This window comes from Kitasatospora sp. NPDC005856 (assembly GCF_040629945.1).
Taxonomy (GTDB): domain Bacteria; phylum Actinomycetota; class Actinomycetes; order Streptomycetales; family Streptomycetaceae; genus Kitasatospora.
On the sequence record NZ_JBEXWT010000151.1, the window covers coordinates 1 to 13,073 of the forward strand.

The window sequence follows — 13,073 nt, forward strand, 5'->3', positions numbered from 1 at the left end:
GGCGTCCTGCGCAGCATCCGACGCCCGGTCTACGACGAACTGATGGCGGACCAGCTCACCACCGCCACCGACCAACACGGCCAAGGCGACCTGGCCACTCTCCTCGCCGGCAACGACACCTGGACGGTGGCCTGACCGTCCGCCGACGCGAGCGGCGCCCCCTGTCCCGGCCGGGACAGGGGGCGCCGTCGTCGTTTCTACTGCTGGGCCCACTCGACCAGCTCGATCACCACACCGTTCGGGTCGGCGACCTGGAAGAGCTTCTCCCCCCACGGCTCCTCGCGCAGCGGCAGGGTGATCACGACCCCCTCCTCGCGCAGCCGCCGCTCCTCGGCGGCGATGTCCTCGACGACGAACGCCAGGATCACGCCGTCCGCGATCCGGTGGCGCTGTTCCTCCGTCAGGACCTCGAGGCCGCGCCGCAGGTAGACGACGTCGACCCCGCCGCCCGGATGCCCGAGGGAGACGAAGCCGTCGGCCGACATCTCCTCGCTGTAGCCGAAGTGCCGCTGGAGGAAGGCGGCGGAGGTGGTGACGTCCTCGACGGTCAGGGAGACGGCGGTCTTGGTGATCTGCAAGGCGAGAACCCTCTCGTCAGTACCGGGCCAACTACCCCGTACGCAGTACACTATACATAGTACGGAGAATTGCGCCAGGGGTCCGTCGAACGATCGTGTCCATGTTCGAGAAAGCCCGGCGGGGGCCACGTGGCGCCGCTAGGGCCGAGCCACCGCATCGAACACGGGGGGCCGGGCCGATGTCGGGTAGCGGATTCGAGGTGTCGCCGGAGCAGTCGAGGTGGACGACGCCTACCGGCTGTCAGTAGACGCAGGGGATGCCGCCGTCGGACTGGGCGTCGACGGAGGGGCCCTGCATGGGCAGGCTGGCGGCCGGGTCGGTCGGGGTGCTGCCGGCGGGGGTGGTGGGCTCGTCGGTGGCGACGCCGGTGAAGGTGGTGCCGAGGGTGACGACGACGTGGTCGGCGGCGGTGGCCGCGGACTCGGTGGCGGTCACGCCGTAGCGGGCCGCGACCTGTTCGGCGGCTTCCTTGGCGCCCTTGCCGTAGACGACGGTGGTGGTCTTCGGCCGGGTGCCGGCCGGTCCGGTGTGGCCCTCCTTGAAGCCCAGGCCCGCCAGGGCCTTGGCCTCCGCGGCGGAGGTGACCCCGGCGGCGGAGGAGGCGTTGAAGACGTCCACGGTGACGGGCCTGACGGAGGTCGGGCTCGGCGTCGGGGGAGGCGTCGGCGCCGCGGTCGGCTGGGCCGGCGCCGGTGTCGCGGCCGGGTCGGCCGGGGCGGGCGCGGGGGCGGCGTCGGCGTAGCCGAAGAGCTGCTTGACCACCTTCTGGACCTTCGCCGGCGTCACCAGGTTGACGTCCTGGCCGTTCCTGGTTCCGAACCCGTCGAAGGTCAGGGTGTTGAACTCGACGTTGCCGCCGGTGAGGTTGGGGGCCTGTTGGGCGAAGTCGAGCACGTTCCACTCGTTGTCGATCACCAGGTCCTTCTGCATCACGCCCATCAGTTCCTGCATCTTGCCGAGGTCGCCGATGACGCCCTTCTGCTTGAGGTTGTGCACGACCGAGGAGATGAAGGCCTGCTGGCGGTGGGTGCGGGCGAAGTCGCCGGTGTTGCCGTCCGGGCCGTCGAGGTTGTGGCGCTGGCGGACGAAGGAGAGCGCCTGGGAGGCGTTGAGCTTGTTGACGCCCTTGTGGAAGTCGGCGCCGGAGCCCTGGCCCTCCATGGCCGGGTCCTTGGTGTCGTGGGTGAGGCAGACCTCGATCGGCTGGAGGGCTTTGGCGATGTCGTAGAAGCCCATCAGGTTGACCTCGGCGATGTGGTCGATGGGCTGGTCGAGGAACTTCTGCACGGTGCGGATGGTGGCCGCGCGGCCGATGTCCCGGCCGGCCTTCTCCAGGTCGGCGCCCTTGAGTCCCTTGGCGCGCAGGCCCGCGTCGGCCTTGTCCTTGGCCGCGCCGTAGGCCTCCTTGACCTTGGCCATGCCCATCTGGGAGCCGTCGGCGCCGTAGGTCATCACGTAGTCGTCGCGGGGTATCGACACGGCCTGCACCTTGCCGCCGTTCGCCGGGATGTGCAGCAGGATCAGGGAGTTGGTGTTGTAGCCGCCGATGTCGGAGCTGTGGCCGGCGTGCAGCTCGTCCTGGACGAACTCGGGCGGGAGGTCCGTGCCGTCCATGTTCTTGCGGCTGTCCAGGCCGATCAGCAGCAGGTTGACCGAGTTGTCGAGGTGCTTGGGCGCGTCCTTCTTGGTCTCGGCGATCACGCCGGAGGTGGTCATCCCGTCGGTGAGCTGCTTGTACCCGTACCAGACGACCCCGCTGGCGGCGAACACCGCGAATCCGGTGGCGCAGGCCAGCACCCGGCCCGCGATCAGCGCGGGGGAGGGGCGGCGGGCCTCGGTGCGTCCGTCGTCTCCGGTGCTGTCAGCCATGCTGCCTCCTCCTCGCCCGGACCAGCCGGACCGCGATCACGATGACGGCCGCGGCCGCGGCCTCGGCCATCACGGGAAAGCCGTGAACCACCCATTTGGCGGCGCCGGTGGCCAGGCCCTTGCCCTGGTACCGGTCGCGGTGGGCGGCCAGTTCGACGGCGGCCGTCACTCCCAGGACGACCAGCGGTGAGGCGGCGAGCACCCACCACCAGCCGTTGCGGCTGCTCAGCGCCGCCGCCAGGCCGGTGCCGAGCACCGCGGCCACGGCGAAGGCGAGGCCCATGCCAGGGCCGGAGAGTTCGTCGACCGCGGCGCCGGCCAGTGGCAGTCCGAGGGCGAGGGCGGCCGGCAGTGCGGGGCCGCCGGGCAGGGGGCGTATGTGTCCGGCGGGTCCGTCCGCCGCTCGTCGGCGCGCCCGCTTGCCGGCCGACCGTCCTCGTTGCCCCGCCACGCCCTCACCCCGGTGTTCCCGTGCTCCGTGCGCCACGGTGGCGCCTGCGCCGCGTGCCGTCGGCCCGGACCGCCCGGACCGCTCTGTCCGTAGGCCCGTCGGTCCGTCGGTACGTCGTCCTGTCGTTCCGAAACTCTGTTCGTGGCGCTGCCAGTTCCGGACGCCGGTTGACGGCCGGCCGGTTCCCCACGGGGCCGGCCGCCCGTGATCGGGGGCGGCGCTTCCGTATCGCCTCTACACGGGTGTAGAAGTCGTATGCAGCATAGAGCACGCCTGTTCGGTGGCACTCCGGAGTTCGCCGCGGCCCGGATAAACTACACCGGGTAGTTCCCGAGAGGGTCGGCCGGTGCGTCGACGGAAGAGGAGAGGGCCGTGGCGGCGACGGGCGGAGCGGGGCGGCCGGAGAAGCGCAAGGCGATCACGCAGGCCGCGACGACGGTGTTCGGGCGCGAGGGGTACGTCCGGGCCAGCATGGACGCGATCGCGGCCGAGGCCGGGGTGTCCAAGCGGACGGTCTACAACCACTTCACCGACAAGGAGACCCTCTTCCTGTCGGTGGCCCTGCGGAACTCGGCCGAACTGACCGAGCGCATCGGGGAGTTGATGGCGAAGTACCTCGAACGTGTGGTGGAGCTGCGGCAGGACCTGATCGACTTCGCCGTCCAGCGGGCCCGCGCCGTACTGTCCGCCGGGGAGCACGGGGCGCTCGGCCGGGCGATCCGGGCCGAGGTGGCCAACATCCCGGCGGACGTCCTGGAGGCCTGGCTGGAGGCCGGGCCGATCGCATCCCAGCGCGATCTCGCGCGGCACTTCGCGGCGCTCGCCGAGCGCGGGCTGCTCGTGGTCGAGGACGCCGAACTGGCCGCCGAGCAGTTCACGCTGCTGACCTTCCACGGCATCGCCGAGCGCTCCTTCTGGGGTGCGCTCCCGGTGGCGGACGAGGAGGTCGAGCGGATCGCGACGGCCGGGGTGGACGCCTTCCTGCGGATCCACGGCGCGGCGTCGCCGTCGGCGTAGCCGGCGGCACACGGCCGAGCCCGCCCGGGCCGCCGTGCCCGGGCGGTGGCGCTTGGCTCGTGGCGCCTAGCCCGTGGCGCCGAGCACCAACTCGTTGTACGTGGCGACGGTGGTGAAGCCGAGCCGCTCGTAGAGCCGGATCGCCGGGGCGTTGTCGGTGCGGACGTTCAGGCCCAGGTGGTCGGTGGTCGCGGCGAGCCGGTGGCAGAGCGCGGTGACGCAGGCCCGGGCGAGGCCGCGGCCGCGGGCATCGGGGTGGGTGGTGACGTTGCCGAGCACGGCGACCCGCTGGGCCGGCGAGTGGACGTGCACCCCGGCGACGGCCAGCAGCCGGCCGTGCTCGCGGACGCCGGCGTAGCCGCCGCCGGCCAGCATCCGGGGGTCGAACCAGGAGTCGGGGTAGGACGCGGCGAGCAGGGCGCGGACGTCCTCGACGTCGTCGAGGCCCAACGGCATGGTCTCGTGAGCGACTTCGGCCGGGAGTTCGGCCGTGAGGAGCATCCGCAGCAGCGGCGTCCGGCGCTCGACCGCGTAGTCGGGAGCGAGCGCCTGCTCGGCGCCGTCCGGCAGCCCGGCCATGAACCGGCGGGGGAGGAAGGGCCGGAGGTCGCGCAGCAGCGCCTCCAGCGGGGGGAGGCCGGCGGGCCGGGCGAAGGCGAGCAGGACGGGGGTGTCGCCGCCGCTGTAGAGCAGCGCGACCGGTCCGTGCCCGGAGTCGGGAGCGGCGGTGTACCAGGTGGTGTTGGGCCAGAGGGTGTCGTCCAGGTCGCCGAGCTCGAAGAGGTGCAGCGCCGGATCGGTGCGGAAGCGGGCGGCCAGCGCGGCGCGGTCGTGCAGGCTGATGAGGGGCACGCGGACGAGGATAGGCCCGGTCCGCTCGACGCCGAGGAGTCGAGGAGCGGACCGGGCCCGGTGGGTGCGTCAGCCCAGCAGCCAGCGCTGGGCCGGGTCGGCGGTGTCGCAGGCGGTCATCCCGATGCTCTGGCCGGCACCGTTGGAGGTGAGGCACTGTCCGACGGCCGCGCTGTGGATCAGGTACCAGCCTTGGTCGTTGTCCGTCAGCAGCCACTTCTGGCTGGCCGGCATCCAGTCGCCGTTCGGCTGGTTGAGGCCGTCCAGTCCGCCGGGGGTGTCCCAGAGGCGGACCGTGCCCGAGCCGGTGTCGAGGTCGATCACCTTGCTCTGCCCGTGCGAGATCGCCGTGGTGCCGTCACAGTACTTCCAGAACGTCCAGGTCTGCGCGGGCGACTGGTTGGCCGTCCAGACGATGATCGGCTGACCGTTGGCCTCGACGCCGTGGTACAGGTCGAGCGCGCCTGCCCCGGAGCCGTTGTTCACGGCGGCCATGCCCGTCACGGACGGCGAGAAGTCGCAGGCGCCGGCCTGCGCCGTCGGTGCCGTCGGTGCCGCCGGTGCGGCCTGCGCCGCCGGCGCGCCGGCCACGACCGCCCCCGCGACGGCAGTGACGGCCCCGAGCGAGGCGAGGAACCTGCGGGTACGGGTGATGGTGCTCATCGGGTCTCCCCTTCTGTTGTGGTGGACGGGCCCGGCATCAGGCGCGCGGGACGGCGAGTGCGGCCCACTGCTTGGGGCCGGGTATGCCGTCGGCGTCCGCGCCCGAGTCGCCGAGCTTGTGCTGCCAGTTGCGGAAGGACTCGCGGTCGGCGTCGGACCACTCGGGCCCGGGGCCCTCGGCGTAGGCGGAGCAGCCTTCGGCGACGAGGCGCTCGCCCATCCGCGTGACGACGTCGCTGTTCTGTCCCTCGTGGAAGAAGTCCGCGCCGGGGAACGGCTCGTAGCCGTCGCCGTCGGACGCCGGGGCGGCGCCGGACGGAGCGGCACCGGACGCGGCGCCGCCGCTGGGGCTGTCCGCCGCGGAGGCCTCCTGCCCGAAGTAGATCGCCCCGGACCGGTCCTTCCACTCCGGATCGGCGAGGACCACGCCCTCGGTGAACTCCGGGATGCCGTAGCCGTGGACCCAGTCCGAGCGGCGGTCACGGGTCTTGAGGTAGACGCCGTCGCCCTCGGAGCTCCCCCCGTCGTTGGTGTTGCCCTCGACGGTGGTGATGGTGGTGCTGGTGTAGGCGACGCAGATGCCGGTGTGGCTGCCGCCGCCGGGCCCGAAGAAGACCTGGCCGCCGATCACCGGGTACTCGGTGAAGCGGTCGCGATCCTTGAACCAGGCGACGCCCTCCGCGCAGGAGGCGCTCACCGGGAAGAGCCCGGCGTTGCCGGACTGCTCGGCGCACCAGGCGACGAAGGTGGCGCACCAGGCCTCGCCCTGGGACCACTCCAGGCCGGCGACGGCGGGGGAGAACTTCTGGATGTTGTTCCAGTGCCCGCCGCTGCGGCCCTCGTGGTAGCCGACCTCGTCTCGGGCGATGCGGATCAGGTCCGCCGCGTTCGAGGACATGGGTGTGGACTCCTTGCTGCTGGAAGGGTGCCGGTCGGGGTCTCAGGCCTTGCCGAAGGTCTGCACGTAGCGGCCCCAGTTGCCGCGCTGGCGGGGGGCGTAGCCGATGCCGATGAAGTTGTAGTCGGGGTTGAGGATGTTCACCCGGTGGCCCGGGCTGTTCATCCACATCTGCATCGCCTCCGGCACGCTGTTGCTCGGGGTGACGTTCTCGGCGGAGGCCCGCGAGGAGAAGCCGGCGGCCGCGATGCGGTCCCAGGGGGAGCTGCCGTCGGTGCCGTTGTGCTGGGTGAGGTCGTGCGAGGCCATGTCGTTGGCGTGGCGCTGGGCGGCGGCGCTGAGGCGGTCGTCCAGGCGCACCGGCGGGGCTCCGACGCGGCCGCGCTCGGCGTTGACGGCGTTCAGCATCTCGGTGCGGAAGTCACCGCCGCCGCCGCCGGGCTGGGGCTGGGGCTGGGGCTGCGGCTGGGGCTGCTGCTGCTGGCCGCCGCCGCTGACGCCACCGGCCGGGACGAGCTGCCAGCGCTGCGCCGGGTTGCCGTCATCCTGCCGGGCCAGGGTGAGCGGCGAGCCGGGGGCGGCGGCGGTGAGGTAGAGCATGCCGTCGTTGGTGCGGGTGGTGCGGATGTGCACCCAGTCGTTGTCGACGGGCTCGAAGCACCAGTGCTGGTTGGGCTGGTTGTGCTCGTTGAAGAGCCAGGTCTGGCCGGTGGAGTAGTTGAAGTCCATGACCATGGCCTGGCCGCCGACGTGCCGGCCGGTGGTCAGCAGGGTCTCCAGGAGGAAGCTGCCGTTCTCCTTGGCCCAGAAGGTCCAGCCCTGGGCGGTGGTGCCGTTGGGGCCCCAGGACTGGATGGCGGTGCCGGCGGCGGTCTGGCTGGAGCGGAGGTCGGCGACGGTTCCGTTGGCGGACTTGAGCGTCCAGTTCTGACCGTGCTGCGGGAGCGTGGGCATGGTTGCGCCTCTCGTCTGTGGTGTCGCCCCGGGCCGCAACCGCGGCGGCCCGGGGCCTGACGAGAGAGACGTTCCTGCACGGCGGTAGACGGCCGGTCAACGCGCGTAGTGCGACGCCGCGTTGACCGGCCGTCTACCGCGCCAGGAGCCCCCTGACCTGCTCCGATTCCTCCTCGAGCCCCAGCCGCTCGTACACCTCCAGCGAGTCCGTCAGACAGGCCCGGGCCTGGCGCGGGCGGCCGAGGCCGGTGAGCGCGGTGCCGAGGGTGCGCAGCAGAGCGGCCTCCAGGGCGGCGCTGGTGCGGCGGGCGAGCGGCAGGACGGCCTCGGCAGCGTCGACGGCGAGCAGCCAGCGGCCGGCCTCGGCGTGGATGCGGGCGGCGAGGTCGCCGGACGCGGCGGCGAACACGGTGACCTGGAGGGCGGCGAACTCCTCCCGGGCGCCGACGGCGTGGGCGAGCGCCGCCTCCGGGTCGCCGCACAGCCGCAGCACCCGGGCGAGGTAGTAGCGGCCGGTCGCGGCGGAGACCGGGCCGGAGCGGCTCATCAGCTGGGCGCTGCGCTCGGCGGCGGCCCGGGCTTCGTCGAGGCGGCCGGTCTGGGCCGCGCTGAAGGCGAACTCGCCGAGCGCGCTGCCCTCGGACCGTCCGGCGTCCAGGCGGCGGAACAGCCCCGCGGCGCGGCCGGCGTGTTCGGCGGCCTCGGCGTAGCGGCCGTGGACGCGGGCGTTGCCGCCGAGGGTGAGCAGCGCCTTGGCGAGGACCCGCTCGGTGCCGGTGGCGGTGCAGACGTCGACGACCCGGCGGATCTCCTCCGCGGATTCGGCGTAGCGGTTGACGTGCCAGAGCATGGAGCCGCGCACGTACCGGGCGAGGGCGAGCGGACCGTGGTCGCCGCGGGCCTCGGCTTCGCCGGCGAGGCGTTCGGCGAGGTCGGCGATGACGGTGGTCTGGGTGCGCTCGGCGAGCACCGAGCTCATCCGGTCGGCGAGTTCGGCGGCGCGGTCGAGCGGCACGTGCGGGTCCGCGCAGCTCAGGGCGATGACGGCGGCGTGCACCTCGGCCTGCTCGCGCATCCAGCGCACGGCCTGCGCGCCGTCGGCGACCGGTCGGCCGGAGTGGGACACGGGCACGTCGAGCAGGCTGAGCTCGACCGGGTCGGGCTTGCGGGCGGCGACGTCGGCGTTGCGGGCGGTGGCGAGGCAGAAGTCGAGCAGCCGGTCGACGGCGGCGGTGCTCTCGGCGGGGCCGTCCTCCTCGGCGCCCCGGCCGCGGGCGTAGGCGCGGACGAGGTCGTGGAACCCGTAGCGGCCGAAGCGCGGGGAGTGCAGGAGGTTGAGGTCGACGAGGGTTTCGAGCAGCTCGCCGGTCTCGGCCTCGGTGCGGTCGAGCAGGGCGGCGGCGCAGGGCAGCGGGACGTCGGGGGCGTCGGGCAGGGCGAGCAGCCGGAAGGCGCGGGCGAGTTCGGCGTCGAGGCGGCGGTAGGAGAGCGCGAAGCTGGCTTCGACGGTCCGTTCGCCGTCGCTGAGTTCGGCCAGCCGGTGCTCCCGGCGGAGCCCTTCGGCGAGCGCGGCCAGGGTGAGCGAGGGGTCGGCGGCGAGCCGGGAGGCGACGATGCGGACGGCGAGCGGCAGCAGCCCGCAGGCCCGGACGACCTCCTCGGCGACCCCGGGTTCGGCGGCGACGCGCTCGGCGCCGACGATCAGGGTGAACAGCTCCAGCGCCTGCTCGGGCGGCAGGGTGTCCAGGCGCAGCTGGTGGGCCCCGGCGAGGCCGGCCAGCCGGTGGCGGCTGGTGACGAGGACCGCGCAGCCGGGGGAACCGGGCAGCAGCGGTTCGACGTGGCCGGTGGTGGCGGCGTTGTCGAGGACGACCAGGACGCGCCGCCCGGCCAGGGCCGAGCGGTAGAGCGCGCTGCGTTCGCCGGTGTCCGGCGGGATCTCGCCCGGGTCGACGCCGAGGTCCCGCAGGAACCCGGCGAGCACCGTGCCGGGGTCGGGCGGGGTGCGGTCGGCGCCGCGCAGGTCGGCGAAGAGCTGCCCGTCGGGGAAGCGGTCGCGGACCCGGCGGGCCACGTGCACCGCGAGGGTGGTCTTGCCGACGCCGCCCATGCCGTCCAGGGCGGAGACCACGACGGCCCGGCCGCCGGCGCCGGCGAGGCGGTCGGTGAGGGACTCGGCCTCCTCGGCGCGGCCGGTGAAGTCGGGCAGGCCGCAGGGGAGCTGGTCGGGCGCCTGCCAGCCGTCGGTCTCGGCGGCGGGTTCGGCCGGGCCGGCGGCGGCGTCGGCGGGCAGCAGGGAGGCGTCCTCGCGCAGGATGCGCAGCTGGAGCTCGGCCGGGCCGTTCTCGCCGGGCGGGAGCGCGGCGCGGGCGTCCTCGTACACGGCGAGCGCCTCGGCCTTGCGCCCCGCCTGGTAGAGGGCGCGCATCAGGACGGTGGTGAGCCGGGGGCGGCCGGGGTGCTCCAGGGCGAGGGCGGCGATCGCGGCGGTGAGGTCGGTGCGGTCGCCGAGGTCGGCGTCCAGCTCCAGTTCCGTCTCCTTGGCCGAGATCCGCTGTTCGGTCAGGTGGGCGCGGACGGCCTCGGCGTGCGGCCCGGGCAGACCGGCGAGTGCTTCGCCGACCCACATCCGGTGGGCGCGGCGCAGCACCTCCCGGACCTCCTGCGGCGGCGCGTCCGCCTCGCGCAGCCGTCCGGCCTCGGCCAGCAGGGCGTCCCACTCGTGCGCGTCCAGTTCGGCCCCGGCCGCCTTGAACGCGTAGCCGTCGCCGACCCGGACCAGCGGCATCCGCTCCGGATCGTCCCCGGCGTACGGCCGGAACGCCGTGCGCAGCCGGGAGACGGCGAGCTGGACGGCCTTGCGCGGATCGGCCGGCGCGGCCCCGCCCCACACCCCCTCGACCAGCACCGGGACGGACACCGTCCGTCCGGCCGCGGCCAGCAGGACGGCGAGCACGGCCCGCTGCTGCGGCCTGCCCAGCTCCAGCTCCCGCTCCCCGCACCAGGCCCGCAGTGGTCCCAGCAGTCCGAACCGCAGTCCGGATTCCCCCATGTCACCCATGTCCCGTCCCCGAGAAGTCGTTCTGCGCCGGGATTCCGCCAGATCCGTCCGGACGGCGGGCCCCCGTACCCCGGCGACCTATGCTCTGTCACAGATTGTGTACCGGATCGACGGCGTCGAGGAGTGGGCGGTGGGGCTCGATTTCAGCCTGCTGGGGCCGCTGCGGGCTCACCGCGACGGTCAGGAGCTCGACCTCGGCCGGCCGCAGCAGCGGGCCGTGCTCGCGGCGCTGCTGATCCCGCCGGGGCAGCTGGTGCCCACGGATCGGCTGGTGGAGGACCTGTGGGGGTCGGACGACACCCGCTGGCCGAAGGATCCGGTCGGGCAGATCGGCACGCACGTCCACCGCCTGCGGCGCGCCCTCGGGACGCCGGGGCTGCTGGTCGCGGCCGCGGGCGGCTACCGGCTGGAGCTGCCGCGCACGGTGGTGGACCTCTTCCGCTACGAGGCCGCGGTGGCGGAGGCCGTCGCACTGCGTCACCAGGATCCGCAGCGGGCGCGCGAGTCGCTGGCGGCTGCGCTGGGCTCCTGGGAGGGGCGGCGGGCGCTGGACGGGGTGCCCGGGGCGTTCGCCGAACGGGTCCGCGAGCGGCTCGCGGCCGGGCGGTTCGCGGCGGTGAAGGCGCTGCTCGGCCTGGACCTGGCGCTCGGCCGGCACGCGGAGGCGGTGGATCGGCTGGCCGGGCTGGCGGCCTCGTACCCGCAGGACGAGGAGGTGCACCGGCTGCACCTGCTGGCGCTGCACCGTTGCGGACGTACGGCGGAGGCGCTGGCGGGGTACGAGGCGCTGCGGGAGCGGCTGGACGGGGAGCTCGGGCTCGAACCGGCCCCGGCGCTGGTCGAGCTGGCCGAGCAGATCCGGCGCGGCGAGGCCCCGGTGCTGCTGCGGCGGCTGCCGAGGCCGTCCCAGCTGCCGCCGGACATCCCGGACCTGGTCGGCCGGGCGGCGCAGGTGCGGGAGGCGGAGCGGGTGCTGCGGGCGGGCGGCACGCCGGTGCTGGGGCTGGCGGGCCCGGCGGGCTGCGGCGCGTCGGCGCTGGCGGTGCACGTCGCGCACGCCGTCCAGGACGCCTTCCCGGACGGGCAGCTGTACGCGGGCGGGCAGTCGTACGCGGGAGGACGGGAGCACGCGGGCGGGCAGCCGAACGCGGGCGGCGGCGGCTCGGGTGCGGTGCTGGCCGGCTTCCTGCGGGCACTGGGGGACCGCGCGGACTCCTCGGCCGGCCTCGACGAGCTGTCCGCGCGCTACCGCGCCGCACTCGTCGGGCGTCGGGTGCTGGTGCTGCTCGACGGGGTGGCCGAGCCGGGGCCGCTGCTGCCGACGGCGCCCGGCTGCGCCGCGGTGGTGGCGGGCGCGGAGCCGGGCGCGCTGCCCCGGGACGCCGTGCGGCTGGCGGTGGGACCGCTGGAGCCGCACGACGCCTACGAGCTGCTGGCCCGGATCGTCGGCGCGGAGCGGGTCCGGCGGGAGCCGGAGGCGGTGGCCGAGGTGGCCGCGCTCTGCGGCTACCTGCCGGTCCTGTTGCGAACGGCGGCGGAGCGGCTGGCGGCCCGGCCGCGCTGGACGGCGGCCGACCTGGTCAGCTGGCTCGCGCTCCGGGGGGACGGGCCGGGAAGGGCCCAGTAACCGGGAGGGGTCGGTATCCGGGGAGGAGCCGGAATCCGTGCGGCCTCAGTAGAGGTCGGAGGAGAAGAGGACTGCGCCGGGGACGGGGCCGGGGGTGGAGGAGTGGGGGATGCGGGGGATGTCGCCGCCGCTCCAGTAGACGCCCGAGGTGCCGGCGGTGGTGACGGTCAGCTTGGCGTGCGGGTGGCCGTAGGTGCCGGACGACCAGCAGACGCCGCCGTTGGCGGAGTAGACGACGAAGTTGCCGTCGACCTGCATGACGGCCTTGTAGCCGCAGCCGACGGTGTTGGTGGCCATCTTGACGCTGGTCCCGAACTGGTAGACGACGAAGTTGCCGTCGGGCTGCATGATCATCCGGGTGGAGCCGGATTCGATGTACCAGCCCTGGTAGAGCGGCTCGTCGTCCCAGATCGAGACGTGGTCGAAGTTCCGCTCGATCGCCGCCTCCGCGGTCCCGGTGGAGGCCACCGTCCCGGCCAGCGCGAGCGCGGTGGTGGCGGCGGCGAGGGCGATCTGCCGGAGGGTCTTCGTCGTCTTCTTCATGGCCCCGTGTACCTCGTGGTTCTCTCGTGCGTTCGCGCCGCCAGGTCCTCGGGGCGCGGTGTGGGCACGAGCTTGGGGGATGGCGGTAGACAAACGATGAACGCCGGCGTTGATCGGCGTCCGGGGAAGCGGGCGGCGTGGGACGGGTGGTGGGAGCGGGGCAGGGGCGTTTGGCTTGGGCGCGAAGGAGGAGTACTGTTCTCTAGTCGCTCGGCAGGGAGCACCGGACACGCATCAGCGCGGACGGTCCCGGGGCGGCCAATCCTCTGAAACACCACTTCCCAGGTTCGGGCTGGGTCGTGTTCGCGTGTTCGCGTCATGACTCGGTTCTTCATTTGGCGTGCGCGTTTTATCGGGTTGCGGTCGGATTCGCTTTTCGGAGCGGGGATCGGCTAGAGTTTGAAACGTCGGACGGGGCGTCAAACCCCGGAAGACACCGGCGAGTTGGATGAACGAAGCCCCGGAAACGGAGCGGAAAACATCTGATAAGCTGGAAACACGAAAGAACGAAGCCCGGAGGGTCCGCTGGAAGGCGGTCCGAAGGAAGCGTCCGTTCCTT

General features: G+C 73.7%; 11 protein-coding genes and 1 pseudogene. 3 read left to right on the forward strand and 9 right to left on the reverse strand.

Annotation, left to right across the window (positions count from 1 at the left end):
* Positions 1-135, forward strand: a pseudogene (locus ABZ449_RS40485) (2-oxoacid:ferredoxin oxidoreductase subunit beta); the annotation flags it as partial.
* A 62-nt stretch (positions 136-197) separates the two neighbouring features.
* Here ABZ449_RS40485 and ABZ449_RS40490 read toward each other — a convergent pair.
* From ABZ449_RS40490 to ABZ449_RS40500, 3 genes are all read right to left on the reverse strand, one after another.
* A complete protein-coding gene (locus tag ABZ449_RS40490; RefSeq protein WP_360356736.1) occupies positions 198-578 on the reverse strand; it encodes a VOC family protein in 381 nt (126 codons plus the stop codon).
* 241 nt (positions 579-819) lie between these two features.
* Positions 820-2,448, reverse strand: coding sequence for an LCP family protein (locus ABZ449_RS40495; RefSeq protein WP_360356739.1), 1,629 nt, complete (start codon positions 2,446-2,448; stop codon positions 820-822).
* Entirely contained in the window at positions 2,441-2,899 is a 459-nt protein-coding gene (locus ABZ449_RS40500; protein WP_360356742.1) for a DUF6542 domain-containing protein, read from the reverse strand. Before ABZ449_RS40500 ends, ABZ449_RS40495 begins: the two co-directional genes overlap by 8 nt.
* A 372-nt stretch (positions 2,900-3,271) precedes the next feature.
* On the opposite strand from ABZ449_RS40500, the gene ABZ449_RS40505 reads away from it, so the two are divergent.
* Entirely contained in the window at positions 3,272-3,916 is a 645-nt protein-coding gene (locus ABZ449_RS40505) for a TetR/AcrR family transcriptional regulator (RefSeq protein WP_360356745.1), read from the forward strand.
* Positions 3,917-3,982: 66 nt separating this feature from the next.
* On the opposite strand, the gene ABZ449_RS40510 is transcribed toward ABZ449_RS40505, so the two are convergent.
* From ABZ449_RS40510 to ABZ449_RS40530, 5 genes are all read right to left on the reverse strand, one after another.
* Positions 3,983-4,768 (reverse strand): GNAT family N-acetyltransferase, encoded by a 786-nt coding sequence (locus tag ABZ449_RS40510; RefSeq protein WP_360356747.1) that lies wholly within the window; start codon positions 4,766-4,768, stop codon positions 3,983-3,985.
* A gap of 69 nt (positions 4,769-4,837) precedes the next feature.
* A complete protein-coding gene (locus tag ABZ449_RS40515) occupies positions 4,838-5,431 on the reverse strand; it encodes a ricin-type beta-trefoil lectin domain protein (RefSeq protein WP_360356750.1) in 594 nt (197 codons plus the stop codon).
* Positions 5,432-5,468: 37 nt separating this feature from the next.
* Complete coding sequence (locus ABZ449_RS40520; protein WP_360356753.1) at positions 5,469-6,329, reverse strand: peptidoglycan-binding protein; 861 nt, start codon at positions 6,327-6,329, stop codon at positions 5,469-5,471.
* Positions 6,330-6,371: 42 nt separating this feature from the next.
* Positions 6,372-7,283: a CAP domain-containing protein gene (locus tag ABZ449_RS40525; RefSeq protein WP_360356756.1), complete on the reverse strand. Its 912-nt coding sequence runs from the start codon at positions 7,281-7,283 to the stop codon at positions 6,372-6,374.
* Between the two features lie 133 nt (positions 7,284-7,416).
* Positions 7,417-10,344 (reverse strand): BTAD domain-containing putative transcriptional regulator, encoded by a 2,928-nt coding sequence (locus ABZ449_RS40530; RefSeq protein ID WP_360356758.1) that lies wholly within the window; start codon positions 10,342-10,344, stop codon positions 7,417-7,419.
* Between the two features lie 130 nt (positions 10,345-10,474).
* On the opposite strand from ABZ449_RS40530, the gene ABZ449_RS40535 reads away from it, so the two are divergent.
* Positions 10,475-11,971, forward strand: a complete 1,497-nt coding sequence (locus ABZ449_RS40535) for a BTAD domain-containing putative transcriptional regulator (RefSeq protein ID WP_360356761.1) — start codon at positions 10,475-10,477, stop codon at positions 11,969-11,971.
* Between the two features lie 45 nt (positions 11,972-12,016).
* Here ABZ449_RS40535 and ABZ449_RS40540 read toward each other — a convergent pair whose 3' ends face one another.
* Positions 12,017-12,514, reverse strand: a complete 498-nt coding sequence (locus tag ABZ449_RS40540; RefSeq protein WP_360356764.1) for a hypothetical protein — start codon at positions 12,512-12,514, stop codon at positions 12,017-12,019.
* Between the last annotated feature and the right edge of the window lie 559 nt (positions 12,515-13,073).